General features: G+C 31.6%; 15 protein-coding genes. 13 read left to right on the forward strand and 2 right to left on the reverse strand.

Going from position 1 to position 20197, the window contains the following annotated elements:
• Positions 1–371 precede the first annotated feature (371 nt).
• Positions 372–803, reverse strand: coding sequence for a hypothetical protein (locus tag Q0921_RS14335; protein WP_299257949.1), 432 nt, complete (start codon positions 801–803; stop codon positions 372–374).
• Positions 804–960: 157 nt separating this feature from the next.
• Between Q0921_RS14335 and Q0921_RS14340 the strand changes: the two genes are divergently transcribed.
• The 12 genes from Q0921_RS14340 (at position 961) to Q0921_RS14395 (ending at position 18992) form a co-directional block, all read left to right on the forward strand.
• Positions 961–1662 (forward strand): SUMF1/EgtB/PvdO family nonheme iron enzyme, encoded by a 702-nt coding sequence (locus tag Q0921_RS14340; RefSeq protein ID WP_299257951.1) that lies wholly within the window; start codon positions 961–963, stop codon positions 1660–1662.
• A gap of 197 nt (positions 1663–1859) precedes the next feature.
• Complete coding sequence (locus Q0921_RS14345) at positions 1860–2954, forward strand: AraC family transcriptional regulator (RefSeq protein WP_299257953.1); 1095 nt, start codon at positions 1860–1862, stop codon at positions 2952–2954.
• A gap of 121 nt (positions 2955–3075) precedes the next feature.
• Positions 3076–4725, forward strand: a complete 1650-nt coding sequence (locus Q0921_RS14350) for a serine hydrolase (protein ID WP_299257955.1) — start codon at positions 3076–3078, stop codon at positions 4723–4725.
• 99 nt (positions 4726–4824) lie between these two features.
• Positions 4825–6303, forward strand: a complete 1479-nt coding sequence (locus Q0921_RS14355) for a serine hydrolase (RefSeq protein ID WP_299257957.1) — start codon at positions 4825–4827, stop codon at positions 6301–6303.
• 280 nt (positions 6304–6583) lie between these two features.
• Positions 6584–7483 (forward strand): hypothetical protein, encoded by a 900-nt coding sequence (locus Q0921_RS14360; protein ID WP_299257959.1) that lies wholly within the window; start codon positions 6584–6586, stop codon positions 7481–7483.
• A gap of 18 nt (positions 7484–7501) precedes the next feature.
• On the forward strand, positions 7502–8380 hold the full coding sequence (locus Q0921_RS14365) for a helix-turn-helix domain-containing protein (protein WP_299257961.1): 879 nt from the start codon (positions 7502–7504) through the stop codon (positions 8378–8380).
• A gap of 105 nt (positions 8381–8485) precedes the next feature.
• A complete protein-coding gene (locus Q0921_RS14370; protein ID WP_299257963.1) occupies positions 8486–9940 on the forward strand; it encodes a nuclear transport factor 2 family protein in 1455 nt (484 codons plus the stop codon).
• 70 nt (positions 9941–10010) lie between these two features.
• A complete protein-coding gene (locus Q0921_RS14375; protein WP_299257965.1) occupies positions 10011–10547 on the forward strand; it encodes a hypothetical protein in 537 nt (178 codons plus the stop codon).
• A 109-nt stretch (positions 10548–10656) separates the two neighbouring features.
• On the forward strand, positions 10657–11274 hold the full coding sequence (locus Q0921_RS14380; RefSeq protein WP_299257967.1) for an O-methyltransferase: 618 nt from the start codon (positions 10657–10659) through the stop codon (positions 11272–11274).
• A gap of 13 nt (positions 11275–11287) precedes the next feature.
• Positions 11288–11824 (forward strand): cytochrome b/b6 domain-containing protein, encoded by a 537-nt coding sequence (locus Q0921_RS14385; RefSeq protein WP_299257969.1) that lies wholly within the window; start codon positions 11288–11290, stop codon positions 11822–11824.
• Positions 11825–11835: 11 nt separating this feature from the next.
• Positions 11836–12270, forward strand: a complete 435-nt coding sequence (locus Q0921_RS14390; RefSeq protein ID WP_299257971.1) for a cupin domain-containing protein — start codon at positions 11836–11838, stop codon at positions 12268–12270.
• A gap of 161 nt (positions 12271–12431) precedes the next feature.
• On the forward strand, positions 12432–18992 hold the full coding sequence (locus tag Q0921_RS14395) for an alpha-2-macroglobulin family protein (protein WP_299257973.1): 6561 nt from the start codon (positions 12432–12434) through the stop codon (positions 18990–18992).
• Positions 18993–19026: 34 nt separating this feature from the next.
• On the opposite strand, the gene Q0921_RS14400 is transcribed toward Q0921_RS14395, so the two are convergent.
• Complete coding sequence (locus Q0921_RS14400) at positions 19027–19176, reverse strand: hypothetical protein (protein WP_299257975.1); 150 nt, start codon at positions 19174–19176, stop codon at positions 19027–19029.
• A 329-nt stretch (positions 19177–19505) separates the two neighbouring features.
• Between Q0921_RS14400 and Q0921_RS14405 the strand changes: the two genes are divergently transcribed.
• Entirely contained in the window at positions 19506–20186 is a 681-nt protein-coding gene (locus Q0921_RS14405) for a carboxypeptidase-like regulatory domain-containing protein (RefSeq protein ID WP_299257977.1), read from the forward strand.
• Positions 20187–20197: the final 11 nt, after the last annotated feature.

Genomic DNA, 20197 nt, shown 5'->3' on the forward strand with positions numbered 1-20197 from the left:
ACGAACTCATCTGGACCTCCTTTATAAGTTCCGTGGGGCGGTATAAAGCTTTTAATATTCTTAGATTCTAGGTACGCATAATTCTCTCCGCTACTATAGCCATTATCGGCAACACAGTTTTGAAAAACCAAACCTTGTTGCCATAGGCGTTGTCGAACTCTTTCTCCTGTATCTTATAAGTATTGATAATCTTTTTTGCCTGCGTGATAAGCTTGTATATCAGTGATCACGTGATGGGCAGTATCTAGGGTAAGTCGACTTAGATAATTGAGCTTTCTGGCTTTACTAGGTTTTACACTCATACGGGCATCTGGATCGGTGGGACTGTAATGTGTCTTATTAGAAGTATATCTACTGCCTTTATTTCCTGCCTAAGGTCGCTGATCCTGACCCTTTGTCCATTTCTTGTTTCTGATAGTGATAGCGCGTAATTCTTTTTCACTGACACTAATGGTTTGTTGTGCTTTACTAGCCTTGTCTTCTTTGGCTTTTCGTAGTGGTTCTTCTTTATTCCTAACATTGATATGACGTATTTTGCGTAAATGATCTTCGAGTTCCTCTGCGGGAACCTTTAACTCCAGGCTATACATCGAAGCATTGGTATTCACAGGAGCGGAATTGATAGCCTGAGTATGAACACTTTCTCCATAAAAACATTTCGTAACAGAACGTAGAAAATCTAATTCCAAACATTCTTTTAAATGACGATAAAAATTATGTTGAGCAACTCGATCACTTAATCGAAAACTAGTGAAGAGTTTTTTTGATATTCCTTCTTGCCTGGTATATCGTGAAATTAACATTTTTTCTTAACTTATGCAACAGGCACAATGGCTATAAGTAATTGCTTGTTCTAACTTACTTACGAAAATTCTCAAGAATTTTCGATTCGGTTTGTATTTGTTAAATTAGGTGTTTAAAACACGCAACAAACCATATACAAACACGTTAGCAATAATTATGACTAAAACCTTGATAATCTTGTTTTTTATACCAAGTTTTATTTATTGCCAATCTGCAAATCCTCCAGGAACAATAAAACTTAATGATAGTATATACATAGACAGTACTCCAATAACTAATTTTATGTTTGTTGAATATTTAATAGGAAAAGATTTTTTAAAAAGAAAAGGATTCAAATCTTATGAAGAATATTCTAAATGTAATATTGAAAATAAAGATTCTGATGAATCAATGTTTGATTTTGAATACCCTTCTCCTTTCTTAATAGAAATGTCTCCCTCAGATAAATACCTAAAAAGAAAAAAATACTATAAAGACACAATTTATATCGATCATCCAATATTAAATATTTCTAAAGAACAAGCTATTGACTTTTGTCAATGGAGAACTGAAGTGGTAAAAAACTTATGGTTTTCTCAAAAAAGTGATGAAAGAAAAAGAGATTTATCAACAAAGATCCTATACCGATTACCTAGTGAAAGTGAATTGTTTGATGCAAAAACTTGGTTTAAGAGAACAAATCAATTAACAAACTTTAAAGATAAAAAACTATTAAAAACCTATTTTTCATATCATCCAAAAGGGTATAGGGTTTTACCTATATTTGAATTTACAAAAAGTGAAAAATTATCAATCAATGAAGGGATCAACAACAAAAATTTTATTGGATTTAGATGTGTCTGTGAAATCCATAAATAACTATTACTAACATCATATATAAAATCGGAGCAAAGTTTGGTGCCAATTGAAAGCTGATTTCCCTTTTCCAACTGCGCTAAGTTTTTATTTCGTAAATAAGAAATAAAAATACGTGAAAAAAAATCAATTGATTCAGGCTTGCTTTCCTTAATCAGATTTATATATTTGGTAGAAGGATAAAAAAAAGTTCAAAATTATTGGAAATTAAAGTAGAACTAATAGAGAGTATTGGAAAGATAGTTGTTTTTATAATGGTCATCCTTTCTGTTTTTCTTTTTACAGTTAAAACTAAAAACAAGTTATCAAATAGATTATTTGGTATCTACTTATTAGTTATAGCATTTGATTTAATTGGTTTGTTTACCAACAAAACATTAGAGTATCCTAATATCCGAAATTTAAAAATCTCTTCTAGTCTACTTCAATTACCCTTATTTTATCTCTATGTATTATCCGCTTGTTATTCTAATTTTAGGATTACAAAAAAGCACATTATACATTTCTTTTTATTCATATCATTCCTTATCATTTTCAAAATAACTGCATTCTCTAGCCAAAGTTTATTGTTCTTTGAAATAATAGGAGAATTACAATATTTCACTTATATCATAGCGGTATTTATAGTTTTAAAGAAATACAAAACTGTATATCTTGAAAATTATTCAAATGCAAATTATGCAATCTATAAGTGGTTGTTTCAAATTACAATATTCTCGTGTATAGCTCATACATTTGTTATTACAAGATGGTATTTATCTAATTCCATATATCAAGAATATGTTCTAAACATGAATATAGTGATAAGTCTTTCTGTTCTATCCATAACCATATTCTTTGTTTTAAAAGCCTTGTACCAACCAGAACTTTTTACTGGGATTAATATAAATCTAAGTCCAATAAAATCCTTTGTAGAAAAGAGAACTGTTAAAACTAATATTCAAAAAAATGAATCCAAAAATGAATATCTAAAAAAACTGACTTCATTTATGGAAGAGGAAAAACCCTTTTTAGATTTCGAATTAACATTACAAAAGCTAGCTCTACAAACTGATATTCCAGAAAGAGAATTATCCATACTAATCAATCATCATTTAGGGAAACACTTTTTTGACTTCATAAATGAATACAGAATAAATGATGCAAAAATACTGCTACAAGATCCTACCAAAAAAAAGCTTACTGTTTTAGAAATCTTGTATAAAGTTGGCTTCAATTCTAAATCCTCTTTTTACACAGCTTTCAAGAAAACAACAAACCAAACACCTTCAGAATACAGAAAATCAATTAATTAAACATAGTCCGATTTTATATCGAACTTATTATTTTGGATAAAATCAGTCCGACTTTCTTTACTCGGACTTCTAATACATCAAAATAATTCAGATTTGTATCAAATTAAAAAAATAGATACTCATGGATTATATTCTAAAAACAGTAAAGGTTATAGCATTACTACTTTTCTCTCAGTCAATTCTATCACAACATGAGATTCTTGAAAAACGAGCAGAAAAAAAAATAGATTCTTTATTTAACTTCTATCATCAAGATAATCATACCGGATCTATAATATCTATTATACAAAATGAGAAAACTATGTATCAGAATTATAAGGGGCTAGCTAACATAGAATACCAAATTCCAATATCCAATTCTACTGTATTTAACATTGCATCCGTCTCCAAGCAATTCACGACTTTTCTTTCAATGCTATTAGAAGAAGAAGGGAAACTCTCTTTTAACGATGATATTAGATCCTATATAAAAGAGCTTAAAGATTTACCTAATAAAATAACAATTAGACAACTTGCCAATCATACACACGGTTTACCTAATCCAGATGAATTATCACAACTAAAAGGTATAGAAACAATGAATCATAAGGAAGTTGTTGAAATGTTGTTAAACATAAAACAAATTAATTTTGAAGCTGGAGATAAGCATGTATATAATAATACGGGATATATATTACTCTCAATAATTATTGAGCGAGTTGGTAAAGGATCATTTAAAGAGCAACTAGAAAAAAAGATTTTTACTCCATTAGGAATGAATAATACAACTGTTGTTGATAATAAAAACACTGTGATAATGGATAAAGCATATTCATATAACTTAATCGATAACAAATACATAAATAATCCAGTTAAACTTTCAACGATTGGATCATCTGGTATTTTCACAACAATAGAAGACTTAGGTTTATGGGTTAAAAATTATCAAAATACAACTTTAGGAAAAAGGGAGTTTTATGAAAGAATGCAAACCATAACTGTTCTAAATTCTGGTAAAAAAACAAACTACGGTTTAGGTTTACAACACGATAATTACAAAGGTATTGATGTTGTATTTCATGGTGGAGGCACAGAAAGTTATCGATCATACATTCTGCACGCACCAGAACACCAATTATCACTCATCTTTTTATCAAATAAGGGAGGTATGTTAGGATTGGATATTTTGTACAATGCTCTTGAAATTATTTTAAAAGATGCTATTCAAGAAGAGAAAGCGGACAATACCGCAAACTATAAAGAGCTAAAAAAGCTCGAAGGAACTTATGAAATGTTTCCGGGCGTATATTATACATTTATTGCTGAGAAAGGAAATCTATATTTTCAAGAATATGGAACAACAGATAAAACGTTGCTTACAATCCTAGATAAAAACGTATTTAATTTTCCGTATATCCCACATGCTAGGTTTGTCTTCAACAACAACAGAGTTGATTTTCATATTGCTGATATGATGTATCCTTGCACAAAAACAGTTCTAAAATCACCAAAACTAGAGAACATAAACTTACAAGACTTCACCGGAACATATAAAAGCACCGAACATAATACTTCATATAATTTGGTCGTAAAAAACAATCTTTTAATTGCAATCCATAGTAATAAAAGTTATGATATCGTATTGAAACCTTTAGGAAAGAATAGTTTTTACTCTAACCAATCATATTTTGGGAAAATAGATTTTATTACTAATACTAATGGAACAACTATTGAATCCCTAAAAGTATCTGGACAAAATCTAAAAAATATAGTTTTCAAAAAAATCAATTAAGCATACAAATACAACAAATAAAAATCAGTCCTACTTTCTTTACTCGGACTTTTAAATCTAAATGATTCCTCATTTTCGCTTAAAAATTAATAATTCACAATGATGAAATTTATTTACACATTCGCATTAGTCTTATCTGCTCAACTTTGTTTTAGTCAACAAATACTAAAAGAATTAAAAGGGATTGATGATGAAATCATTCAATTAATGACAGCATATAATACAATTGGCCTATCTGTGGCTGTAGTCAAAGATGATAAGGTTATATATTCTAAGGGATTTGGTTATCGAAACTTAAAACAACAATTACCTGTTACTGAAAATACACTTTTTCATATTGCTTCTATGACAAAAGCTTTCACTGGTTCTTTGTTAGGTATTTTAGAATCAAATAATCAATTATCTTTAAAAGACAAACCTGGACAATACGTTCCAAATTTTAAGTTCTACAATGACGAAATGAACAACCTTATTACTATTGAAGATTTATTAAGTCACAAAAGTGGAATTGGTTCTCAGGGTGTTTCTTTAGAAATGTTCCCAGATAAAGATAAATTAATAACAGTACAACGATTACAGTATTTAAAGCCTGAGTCTGAAGTTAAAAACAGTTGGAATTACAGCAATATGGGATATACTCTTGCAGGAACTATTGTTGAACAAGTAACAAACAAAAATTGGGAAACTAATCTTCAAGAAAAAATATTTGCCCCTTTACACATGAAAAACTCTTGTACTACAATCGAAGAGATGAAGCAGTCTAATAATTTTTCATTGGGTTATGGAGTGTATAAAGGAAAATCAGAAAAAGTTCCCTATCAAAACTATTACGCTTTTGGTCCAGCTGGAGTCATTAAAAGCTCCGTAAAAGATCTATCCAACTGGATGCGTACTTGGTTAAACAAAGGTGTTTTTAATGGAAATCAAGTCATCCCAAAAGAATATGTTTATGAAGCTTCCAGACCTCAAAACCTAAAGCATAAAGAAGAGTACACAGAAGATTCGTTTTTATATACAGAAGGGTTCGGTTGGCGTATTAGATCTTGGAATGGTCACTACAGATTACGCCATGGAGGCAATACTCAAGGTTTTAGTAGTGTAACGGAGTTATTTCCTTTTAAAAATATAGGAATTGTTGTTTTGTGTAATCAAAATGGCTCTATACTTCCTTACATCATATCTGATAAGATTTCAAGAAGACTACTTCAACTTCCTCCAGAAAATGAATATCCAGTACTTATTTCTGATCTGTATAAACCTAACAGCGAGGATACATCATTTAATATTGATAAAATGCCAACACAACCTATCAGTAATTTTTCGGGATTCTATTATGCTGACGGTTTCGGAAAAATAGAAGTTATCGAAAAAGCAGGTAAATTACTGGCAATATTTCCTACTCATACATTTAAATTGGCACATCAAAACTATAATAATTTCTATCTAAAAGGTATGGAAGATTTTAAAGAATCCTTTAACCCTGAATTTACTGTTAAATTTATTATGGATACAAAAGGAAAAACATCAATGTTAGAAATATATGCTCAAAAAGAACCTATTGAATTTCATAAAAAGTAAAAAACACTTTCAAAAAGAAATGAACTATTATTTGTACAACCACGACATATCTTAAACCATAACAAAAATGGAGAATAACGAAACGAAAAGTAATTTCGACAGGAATAGGATTGAAAAAACACTTTCTATCTTAGTTTGTTATTATAATATCATATATTTTAACTGAAATTGTAAATATTAATGATAGATATATGTCATTGCAGCTCAAAACCATTGATTTATTCAAGCTACGATGCATCTCTGGAGCGTAACAACCAATTTGTAAGAGAATAGATTAAAGATGTTTAATATATTTAAAAAGAAAGAAAAAAAAGGAGTCCGTATTTTAGTGCAATGCGACGAAAAATGTATTACGATAAATAATTTAGAAGTAACATTCCCAATACATCTAAATACTCTCAAAGAATTATTTGGAGAACCTTCGAAACAGGATCACGATTTATTATGGCGAGTAGTTTGGGATGATTTAGGGATATATGCTGATTATGCAACTTGGGACAATATACTGAATATCAAATTTCTTCTTTCAAAAAAGCATAAATTAAAACACTTTCCTAAGAGTTTTTTCTCTGGTAAAATTTCGGTAGATAATAATGAAATACAAAACGAAGATTTCAAAAAATTTGAATTAAAAAAGCACAAAGTTCAAAAGCTAACTTATAAAGGACAAGTTAAGCCTTATTCAATTTCAATTGGTAAAAATTTAAACTTTAAAGAAGAAACTCCTAAAGATAAATACCTAATAAAAGATTTAGCTGAAGAACAAATTGAATTCAGTGATTTTGGATTTAAACTATCAATTATTCAAGAATTGATGTATCGCAAAAATTTGTTAAAACCAAAATTCGACTTATATGAATTCGTAGCGTGGTATGATAAAAGAAAAATTGATATAGAAAAAGAAGGATATCAACCAATACCAGAGGTTACAGAATATTTTAAAGATTTACAAATACCAAAAAAATTGGCAGCCGAAATAACTGAAATCTATCAAGACGGTGGAAATGATGTATACTTAAATTTATTACGATTTGGAGAAGGTTGGGAGGAATATTGGGATATAGAAAACACTGAAGATGTTAAAAACTTCCCGAACCTTAAAAAGGTTACATTATGTTATGCTAAAAACCACGTTATTGAAGAACTTAAAGAAATTGGAATACAAGCACAATGGTTATGACCATTTTTAACTTGATTAATGAATAATGATATAAAACATATAAAATTTGACAATAAGACGAATCCTAAATCTTATTTTGAAGTAGTACAACTTGAGGAATTACTAAATAGAAAGTTGGATCATGATATTTGTAAAAATCATATTGTGAAATTCTACATCATAATTTTTATCATAGAAGGGAATGGTTACCATACTATTGATTTTGTAGATTATAAATACCAAAAAGGTTCTGTGCTATTAATTAGGAAAGACCAAATTCAAAAATTTTCAAAAAACTCAACTGTAAAAGGGTACTTACTAATATTTACAGAAGAGTTTATAGTTAGTCATATCAACAAACTAGAAGCGTTAAAATCATTTCAACTATTTAATGAGTTGATAAGCTTTCCTAAGATTGAATTAAATGTAAAAGAAAATAATTTTTCCAATTTTCACTCTTTAATTGAGCAAACAGTATCCGAGTATAAATTAAAAGATGAATACTCTATTAGTATAACCCGTAGTGCCTTGCACATCCTAATTACCAAACTATTTCGTATCAAATTTAATAACGGACAACTACCAAACAAGAAAAAATATTTAACAGAATTCTTATCGCTTCAGGAAATGGTCGAAGAAAATTGCTTTACTAATAAAAAAGTGATGTATTATGCTCAAAAAATGGGCTGTTCTACCAAAACATTAAACAATATTGTGCAGGCAATAGTTAATAAACCTGCCAAAAATTTTATTGATGAAATTACCATTACGCAAATAAAAAGATTGCTTATAGGTACTAATACATCAGTTAAAGAGATAGCATATACATCAGGGTTCGATGACCCTGCTAATTTTTTTAAGTATTTTAAAAAATACGTTGGAAGTTCTCCAGAAACCTTTAGACGATCACATCAGTAATATTTTCCTATTTTGACACTAATCGGGACAATATTAACCACTTTATAGTTTTGATACTGAACTACTTTTGATAATACAATTTCTATTATTATCAAACACAGTAAAATGAAACACGCAATCAAACTTACCCTCGTTTTAATGACTTTATCTCTAAGTCATTGTGCCAAAACCAAAAAAACATCTAAAGAAAGTAAAACCATTATGGAGGTAACTACTTTCAATATAAATGCTAATGTAGACCCAATAGCATTTAAAACCAGAGATCAACTTATAGAAAAAGATTTCACAAGCAAACAACCTGGTTTTATAAAAAGACAAAGTGCTATTGACGAAAATGGAGCATATTTAGTAATCGTTTATTGGGAGAATATCGCAAATGCAGAAGCATCTATGAATAAATTTATGAGCGATAAATCTGTTGCAGATTATGCGCAAATGATCAATGGTTCAACAATGAAAATGGAACGTTATACCATGGATAAAGCATTTAATGCAAACAAAAGTGAATTTGTAGAAGTGATGACATTTGATCTAAAGCCGGACACAGATTTAGAAAAACTTAATCAACTTAATCAAAAAGTAGAAACAAATTTCACAGGTAAAAGACAAGGATTTATACAAAGACTTACCGGGGTAAATGAAAAAGGAAAGCAGGCAGTTGCTGTTTACTGGACTAACAAAGCAGCTTCAGATGCATCTTTGAGCGGTTTTATGGCAAATCCAACAGCAAAGGAGTTTATGTCGAAAATGGATCAATCATCTATGTTTATGGGACGCTATGAATCTTTACCTGCGCACATATTCAAAAAAGAAAAAGTAATCGCATTGCTAAATAGTTTTAACACGGGAGATCAAACACCTATTTCTTATATCAATCCACAAAAATATATTCAACACAATCTAGATGTAGCAGATGGATTAGCTGGCTTTGGGGAAGTAATGAAAAATGCTCCTGAAGGAGGATTTAAAACAAAGGTAATTAGAGCTTTTGAAGATGGTGATTATGTATTTACCCATACAGAATATGACTTCTTTGGCCCAAAAGCAGGATTTGATATTTTCAAGTTTGAAAATGGTCTCATTGTAGAGCATTGGGATAATTTATTAGAGGTACAAAAACCTAACCCTAGTGGACATACCCAATTTGACGGTGCTACTAAAATTACAGATTTGGATAAAACAAAGGCGAACAAAATAAAAGTAAAAGATTTTATTGAAAAAATACTTCTAAATGGTGAAATGGATAAGATAACTAACTATATAAATCCTAAAAAATATGTACAACATAATCCTGCTGTTGCAGATGGACTAGAAGGCTTTGGAGAAGCAATGAAGTATTTTGCTAAGAATGGATTGGTCATGGAGTATGAAAAATTACATATGGTTATGGGTGAAGGAAACTTTGTGCTAGCTGTAAGTGAAGGAAAATTTGGCAAAGGAGACCAGACTGCTTTTTATGATTTATTTAGATTAGAAAATGGATTGATAGTAGAGCATTGGGATGTAATTACAACAATTCCACCTAAATCAGAATGGAAGAATGAGAATGGAAAATTCTAGACTAAAAACTCCAATACATACATTTATTTTAAAACGAACGTAAACTTTTTAAAACTTTAAAACTTTAAACATGAAAACTTTAAAACCTATTATTTGCTACTTAATACTATCATTGGTATTTACCTCATTCATCTCCTGTGATAGTGACGACGATACTGCATCTCCTCCTATTGCCTCAGGAGTACGTGTAACAGTAGCGAACACATTTCAATCAACTACAATTACAAGCAGTGTCGAAACCGCAATCGAAGATTTATTCATGCAGCCTGCCGGCTCATTAGAAGCAACGGCAGATGTAGAAAATGCTATTGAATTCCCCGCTTATTTACTAGGTTTATATGATATTGATATTGATCAAAACACCATTTCTTTTGAATTGGTAGCACAAACTGGAGATGCAACGTATGGAGATTTATTCAGGACTTTAGAAACAGGAACTTTTGATAGGTATTATTTCACTTTTGATGAACCGCAAAATGTAACTGGTTTTTCTTCTAATAATGACTCTGTAAGTCTTAGAATAGATTCTAACAGTGTTCTAGTAGTAGAAATTGGAGAGGGGTTTAATTTCAATCCCGGAACAAGTTTTACCATAACCCTCAACTAATTTAGAACGTAAACTTAACTAACTGTATGTACTATCAAATAGTACATACAGTTATCACTGAAAAAACAGTTTCATCCTTTTCATCAAACTCTATTTATAAGAACATGCTATGAGCAAAGAAAAAACCAACATGATTTTAGATGAATTGTTTCGTGATTCTAAAGGTGACTTTTTTAAAATGATTAAGGCTGTTTCAAAAAGTGTAATCCGACCCTTAAAACCTGATGACTTTAAAGATTTATATCTCTCCATTTCTAAAGAACAAGGTGACGATTTAACTAAACTAATTATAGAAAACAACTATAAAAACATAGTTGAATTCGGAACCTCATTCGGAATATCAACACTCTATCTGGCCTTAGGTGCCATAGAAACTAACGGTCATATTATAACGACTGAATTAATTGTTTCTAAAGCTGAAAAAGCAAATGAAACATTCAAAAAAGCAGGAGTTGACAATCTCATTGATATAAAAATTGGGGATGCAATGAAAACATTAGAAAATCATAAAGCACCAATAGATCTATTGCTTTTAGATGGTTGGAAAGACTTGTACCTACCTTTATTTCGAATGCTTGAACCTAATTTTCATCCCAATACTACCATTTATGTAGATAACGCCAACATGAAAGAAACTCAACAATTTTTAGAAGTTATTAGTCAACAACCAAAATATAGACTAAAACCACAATACAATGGTAAAGTATTTCTAATTACACTTCTATAGTTACAAACTAATCATGCTGCGAAAGTCTTTTTTAAAATATAGTAATCGTACCATTTGGATTCATTGGGTTTCTACATTACTTATTTTAGGATTAATCTATACAGGAATCCGTATGGAACATCAATCCATTAGTGAAAGTAAATTTGTACTATACCAAACACACTTCTCATTCGGAATTCTAGTGTTCATGCTCACCATTATAAGGGTTATAGCTTTATTTAATGACCCAAGACCTAATAGTTTATATTCTAAAACATCGATTAGAGAACGGTTAAAAAAATGGGTGTATTATGGCTTTTACATTGGTATTATTTGGATGTGCATATCTGGATTATTCTCTCTTTTTTTAGAAGGAATTATATATTCATTAAAATCTGGTAATTGGCAGGATCTTCCAGAAATAAGCACAAATGGTTTTCATCCTATTATGTTATCGCATCACATAATGGCCAAAATGATATTCCTTTTACTATTATTTCATATTTCTGGATTTGTGCTGCATTGGGTGCAGAAAAAAGAAAATACATTAAAGAGAATTTGGTTTAATTAAAAAATACATAAATGAAAGAAAAAGAAATTATAAGAAACGGAAAAGGTGACAATTACAATTACTCTCAGGATCATTGCTTTATTAAGCTTTCTTCGGATAGAACCCAAGGAGAGTTGTGTTTTGTAGAAGACACTTTAAAGCCCGGATTCTATCTAGCCAGGCATCATCATAAAATAATGACTGAAGTATTTTACATACTAGAGGGCGAAGTTGAATTAATTTTTGATGACGAAACTATTATCGCAAAACCAGGAGACACGATCACTGTACCACCTAATGTATGGCATACTGCAAGTTGTAAAGACGGAGGAAAAATGCTTAGCATATTTAAAAATGGTCAATTTGACTTATACTTAGAAAAATTGTCTCAGATGTCTGATAGTGATTTTGAAGATACTGAATTAATGAAAGCTATTTCTGCAGAGTTTGATATTTACGAGGAGTAAAAGCGACATTCAGATTATTTAAAACAACCTCTTTCCTAATTTATTTCAGAAAAGAGGTTGTTGTTTTAAAAACGTTACTTCCCTAACCCAAATACCAAGTTCACTCATTCCTTATGGCATAAATTATATTGATTTAAGTACTTCGTAGTAAACTAACAACTATGAAAAAGCAATACTATATCCTATCATTCTTGATCTTTTTGAGCTTTACTATTAATGGTCAATATAAATATGATAAACTATGGGCTAAAGTTGAGAACCTAGAAATTGAAGGTAAAACGAGATCCGCTTCTAAACAAATTGATCAAATCTCTGGTTTAGCAAAACGAGAAAATAACCAATCACAAATCATCAAATCCTTTTTATATAAAGCGAAGTACACACTTTTATTAGAAGAAGATGCCAGTATTCACGTTTATCAAATGCTACTCTCTGAGGTAAAAAACACCTCTTTCCCGACTAAAAATATTCTAGAATCTATTCTAGCCAAAAGTTTAGAAGGCTATTTGGATAGTAATGCTTACAAAATCCGAAAACGAACGACTACTATTGATACTATTATCTCCACAGATTATAGAACCTGGGATGTTAAAACGCTAAACAAACAAATACATACGCATTTTCAGAACTCGTTGAAACAATCTACAGAACTTGTAAAGATTAGGGATACCGTATTCTCTGAAATTTTAAAGTTCGGAGATAATGATCAAAAATATCGCAATACCCTTTACGATATCTTGGCCAATAGAGCTATCAGTTTTTATAGTACTCAAAACTATTACTACAGCAAGAAAGACAACTTTTCAATACACAAAGAACATTACAGCACTCCCTCTATCTTTATTTCTACAATGATAGACAATGATATCGAATACTCATCCACACAAAATGCGCTGGAGTTATACCAAAGTATTGAAAAAATACATTTAACAAGAGAAGATTCTTTATCGGTTGTCTATACAGCAATAGATCGTTTAGAATTTCTTAATAGTAAAAACTATCCTGCAGATCCTTTATATTTTGATGCTCTGAAGAGCTTACAATCTCAATTTACTGGAGCATCGCGTCTGCCAATCTTATTATACTTAGCGCGCTACTTTAAGAATCATATGAACCTCACCTCCTATCCTGATTATAATGAAAAAGCAATAGAAATATGTAATCGAATTCTTGAAACAGCACCGAATAGCATTACGGGAATCGAAGCACTCAAACTTAAGGAACTGATAACTAACCCAAGCTTACATATTACCACAGAAAAGTTTATCCTTCCTAACAAAAAGAGTAGAGCTTTAATTGAATATAAAGACGTGGACAGTATTCATGTTTCTTTTTATCAAGTTCCGTTTACCTATCAATCCATAAAAGACAGTTATTATGATATCGATTCTTTAATCACCGATTTCACAAAGAATCGCGTTCCAGCTAAAAAAGCTGCATATGCATTACCAAAAAACAAATATCACCTAAAAAGATCAACAGAAATTATTTTACCAAAACTAACACCTGGCAAATATGTTATTATTGTTCGAAAAGATCCACAAGCCTCTTTCGAAAATGACATTTATGGAATTAATTATATTCAATCCACTCCATTGGCCTTGATATCCTCTTCTAGTGACCAAAAAAACAGCTATCAGGTGGTAAACCGACATAGTGGTTCACCCATCAAAAAGGCTCTCATATTATTGCAGGATACTAGAATAGAAAGCCCTTTTTTTAGGAAACTCACTACTGACAAAAAAGGAAATATAAATATTAACTTACAAAAAAAATCTCATCAGTTAAATACTTTAGTGTCTAAAGATAGTGACTCTCTTTTTTTGGAAACATCCATAAATCAACGATATATACCTTATAACTATCGTAATAAAGATTCAGAAGATTTTGAAGCGAAAGCAAAAATATTTACCGACAGAAGCATATATCGTCCCGGACAGAAAGTATTCTTTAAAGGTGTACTTACACAACGGAGAAAGAAAATTTCCAGCCCGGTTTCTGGAGAATACGTTATCGTCACATTATATGACGCTAATGAAGATGAAATTAAAGAACTACGCCTGAAAACGAATGAATTTGGATCTGTTCATGGAGAATTTACATTACCTACCAATAGATTAAACGGAGAATTTACAATAGAAATAGATGAAGATTACGAGGAAGATTCAGATTTTTGGGAAAACATGTATGATTTTGAGATCGCAGAACACGGGATCAAAGTAGAAGAATACAAACGTCCTAGATTCGAAATTACATTTGATAAAATAACCAAGACATATACCTTAAACGATTCGATAAAAGTAAAAGGAACTGCCAAGGCATTTTTAGGATCAGCTATATCTAAGGTCCCGGTAAATTATACCATTACCAGAGAAACGAATTATCAACTACCTTTTGATCAAGAAGAAAAGGTTGTTACCGGAAACACCAGTACTAACCTAAAAGGAGATTTTACAATTGGGTTTATCGCTACAACTGATTCCAGAGCTACACCAGTATTAAGACCCGTTTATAGATATCGTATCGATGCGGAGATCACAGATATTAATGGAGAAACAAGAAATGAGACACAATATGTACGAGTGGGATATCATAGCCTGGAAGCTACTATTCTAATGGATCAAAAGTTATCTTCGGACAAAACAGATAATAAACTTTACGCTAGTATAAAAAACCTGAACAATCATCCAATAGGATATGAAGGAACCGTATCTATATATAAACTAAAACATCCGGATAGAGTTTTACGAAAAAGACCCTGGAGTATTCCGGATGTTCAGCAAATTCCTAAGGACACTTTTTTAAAACTATTTCCTAACGACGCTTACACAACAGAATATGATGAGCAATATGATGATACGAATGCAATAAGAACTTATATCGTGAACACAAAAGAGGATGACAAAATATCTTTAGGTAATATAAAAGACTGGAAAGGCGGAAAATACATCGTTAAATTTCATACTAAAGATGAGTTTGGTTATAACATCACTACAGAACGGCGATTTACACTTACAAATCCGGAAGAAAAATATCTTGCTGATAAACAAATATTTAACTTCAAAATAAATGATGATCAGCTAAACACTAAAAATATTTTACAAATTGAATTAAGGACAGCAACAAAATCTTTATTTGTTAATGTGAAAGCTTACCAAAAAAACAAGCTAATCTTTAATGACATTATTGAAATCATTGATGGTCAATACAACATTCCAATACGCTTACAGCAGAAAAAAGATCAAATTGATATACAAGTCTCATTTATAAAATATAACTGTATATGGACAGATCAGCTCGCATATTACTTCCCTAGGGAGATACAAAATACTGATTTAGCGATAGAATTAGAAACCTTTAGAAACAAATTAGAGCCTGGCACTAATGAAACTTGGAAGCTTAAGGTTCTGAACAGCAGTAGCGACCCAGCTTCAGCAGAAGTATTGGTCTCTATGTACGATATGTCACTAGATACTTTTATTGGACACCAATGGAGAAGTGATATAAAAATACACAAACAAGAATCCTACTATTATAATAAGCTCCCAAGGATAGATACTGGAATTTCGTTTCAGAATATTTCCATCTGGATAAAAAATCTTCAGGTTAAGTATTATCGTCCTAGCAATTTTACATATAATGCGATCAATACCTTTGGATTCCATTTTTCTAATCCAGATAGAGGTCATAGAAATTACCTAAGAACTCTTAGCTATCATCCTAGACCATCAAAACCTAAAGCTGGCAAACTATTAAGAGCTTCAGGAGGTACTATAACCGGAATCGTAACAGATGATTCTGGGCTTCCGTTACCAGGGGTAAATGTGGTTATCAAAGGAACTACTCAGGGAACTCAAACCGATTTTGATGGACTATTTACGATTGACGCTACTAAAAATGATCTTCTTATTTTTTCTTATATAGGATTTATTTCTTCAGAAATCAAGGTGCATAACAATCAAGCCTCGGTAGTAATGAGAGAAGATGTCTCTCATCTAGAAGAAGTTGTGATTACCGCTATGGGAATTAGACGAGAAAGACGATCTCTAGGCTATTCAGTTTCAACAATTACTTCAGAAGAGGTGAATAGCACCTATAGTGATATTCTACAAGGCAAAGTTGCCGGAGTGCAAGTAGTATCTGCAACAGGGACTCCCGGATCTTCCGCTACGATAAAAATAAGAGGAAACTCCTCTTTTAAAAATGATAACAACCTACTGGTTATCGTAGATGGAGTACCTTTTTTAAAAGGACAACAATCACTAAACACAATGGATTTGGCAGATATAAAGATGCTTAAAGGTTCTGCTGCGGAAGCCATCTACGGAAGCAGAGGAGTTAATGGTGTTATCATTATCACTACCAAAAAAGGGTTGAAAGAACTACAAAAAGTAGTTCCCAGAAAAAATTTAAAGGAAACTGCCTTTTTCTTTCCGCAATTACACACAGATAAAAAAGGAAACGTAAGTTTTAGTTTTAGTTCGCCAGAAGCATTGACTAGATGGAAGTTTCAAGCTTTTGCTTACGATAAAAAACTCAATACGAAGTTAATTCAAAGCGAGGTAGTTACTCAAAAAGAACTAAGTATTGTCCCTAACATTCCCCGTTTCTTACGAGAAGGCGATACCATTACTATATCTGCCAAAATTGCTAACCTAGATATCAAGAAAATGAAAGGTTTGGTATCTTTAAATTTAACTGATGAGATTTCTCAAAAAGATTTAAAAGCACTATTTATAGACAATAATCACGTGCAAAATTTTGCCATAGATGCCAGAGGAAACACGGTTACAAGTTGGAAATTATACATTCCTCAATCTGTACAGGCCATTAGATATAAAATTGTAGCAAAAGCTGGTACATTTAGTGATGGCGAAGAGAGTATCATTCCCGTGTTGACCAACAGAATGTTAGTGACTGAAAGTATTCCTATGTGGGTGCGCCCTGGAGAACAAAAATCCTTTGGTTTCTCTAAAATGAACAATCAACCTTCTGCAACCAGAAAAAACCATCAGATCACACTAGAATATACGACTAATCCTGCTTGGTTTGCTATTAAATCCATTCCGTACCTGATGGAATATCCATACGAATGCGCGGAGCAGACCTTTGCCAGATATTACAGTAATGAAATTGCAAGTCATATCCTGAATAGCAATCCAAAAATTAAAGCGGTTTTTGATAGCTGGAAAAAAAATGGACAATTGGTATCTGATCTAGAAAAGAATCAAGAGTTAAAAAATATATTAATACAGGAAACACCTTGGCTTAGAAATTCTCAAAACGAAAAAGAACAACAAACCAGACTTGCAGAGTTGTTTGATTTAGTAAAAATTACTACAAAACAAGAAGCTATTTTAGAAAAACTACAAGGATTACAAGATGCCTCTGGTGGATTTCCTTGGTTTAGTGGCGGTAATGTTAACCCATATATCACCAGACATATTGTATCTGGATTAGGACATCTCAAAAAATTACAAGTTGATACAGAAAACATGTATACCGCTAATACAATTGCTAAAAAAGCAATCGCCTATCTGGACAAAAAATACCTAGAAAATTATAAGCGTGCGCTATTATTTGATAGTACCTACTCTTTTTCTAAAAGCGATCTACATTACTTCTATGCCCGAAGTTTTTGGAAAGAAAAGTATCCAACGAGTAAAAAAATAGATAGTATTTATAAAAGACACATTCCTAAAGAACAAAAAAAGTGGATGCAGAAAGGTTTGTTTGATAAAACCATCTTAGCATTAATTCTGCAGCGAAACGGAGATCAACAAATTGCCAAAAACATTATCAAAACCTTAGAAGAAAATGCAGTGATGTCTAAGGAAAACGGAATGTATTGGAAAGAAAATAAATCTGGCTTGTATTGGCATCAATCCCCTATAGAATTACAGGCATTAATTACCGAAGCCTTTTCTGAAATTACTGGAGATACTGAAACGATCAATGAGCTAAAAACCTGGTTATTGAGAAACAAACAATTACAGAGTTGGAGTACTACCAAAGCTACTACAGAAGCGATTTATGCGCTATTATTACACGGTAGTGATTGGTTATCTGTAGAAGAAGGTGCCGATATTTCTTTTGGGAGAAAATTGAATCCTGAAGAACTATTACCGATGAATTCTACAGAAGCCGGAACCGGATATATAAAAAAACAGTGGAACACGAAGGAGATTACTGATACAATGAATTATGTAACCATACAGAACAAAAGTAGCGTACCCCAATATGGAGGATATTACTGGCAGTATTTTGAAGATTTGGATAACATCACAGCTCCAACAGCACATCAAATCATGATCAAAAAAGAACTTTTTCTTAAACAAAATGATGATGAAGGAACTGTGTTAAAAAGAATTACTGACCAAGAACAACTTAGCATAGGTAACCTCATCACAGTACGTGTGGAACTGAATGTAAAAAACAACTTTGAGTTTGTACATATGAAAGATATGCGTGCTTCTGGACTAGAGCCTATCAATGTCATCTCTCAATATAAATATAAGGATGGATTAGGATATTATGAAAGCACCAAAGATGCTTCTACTAACTTTTTCTTTGACTATTTACCAAAAGGAGTTTATATATTTGAATACGATCTACGTGTCAACAACAAAGGCGATTTCTCTAACGGCATTACTAAGATCCAAAGCATGTATGCACCAGAGTTCAGCACTCATTCTAAAGGTGTGAGAGTAAAGGTGGAGTGATGCTGTAGTAGATTTTCTATTAAATCAAGTAGGATTATCGACCATCGGCACGCTGAGCAAGTAAAATAGTCCGCGGACTACTTCTATACCCACCAGGAATTGCTAAAGATAACCGATGATTGTACTCCGCGGATGGGTAGTATAGCTTTCCGGAATACTCAAAGCATACCGCTGATCGATGCATTATATATGATTATATATACTAGATTACAATGAGAACATTACACGTTATTACGAATTGCCTAGAAAGAGGTTGGTATATAGAAAAGTGTATGACATCTATTTCACTATCTCCGATAATCAAACAACATCATTAAAAGATATAAGTAAGCGCTATGTGACCTATCAAAGGCATCCGCCTCCTCGATAACCTTCATTATTTTATTGTTCTGATATTTTCTCACTCACCAAAAAGAACACTTTACCTATCAAAAAGAGGTGTTCACTAATTCTACATTTCATAAAAGCTATTGATATCCTAGGTTTGAAGTATTAACTATAAAGAAGAATACTATGAATAATCAATTTAGCTTAAACGTCAAAAGTCCTTGTACGGAGAATTTCAATAACTTTTCTCAAACTGAGAAAGGTGGATTTTGCAATGCTTGCACAAAAGAGGTAATCGATTTCTCTACAATGAATTCTCAGGAAATCATACATTACTTTGAAACAAACACCACTAAAAATACATGCAGAAGGTTTAGCAGTAAGCAATTAACAACCTATACATATCCCGCTCCAAAAAGAAAAAATATTAGTTTTATTAGTGGAATTGCTTTTGGCTTTATTGCCTTATTTTCTATTACCAAAACACAGGCACAAAATATAAAAAGTCAAATAAAAAATACGAATAAGAATCCTTCGAAATTTCAGAATATCGTTAATGAAAATAACATCACCGTAAAAGGCGTTGTATCCGAAAATGGCATTCCGTTGCCAGGCGCCAATGTAGTTTTAGAGGGAACTGCAATAGGAACATCTTCCGATTTTGATGGTAATTTTGAATTTCCTGAACAACTTAAAAAAGGGGATGTTTTAGTATTCAGTTACATAGGTTTTACGTCTAAAAAAATAGTAATTCAGGATAAAAATTCTGCTAACGATATCTCCTTACATGTAAACCTAAAAACATCTGGTTGTGTACTTATGGGTAAAGTAGCGGTAAAAAAAGTATATAGTTCAAAAAAGAATTAATCAATCAGCAT

The organism is uncultured Aquimarina sp., from assembly GCF_947496855.1.
Taxonomy (GTDB): domain Bacteria; phylum Bacteroidota; class Bacteroidia; order Flavobacteriales; family Flavobacteriaceae; genus Aquimarina.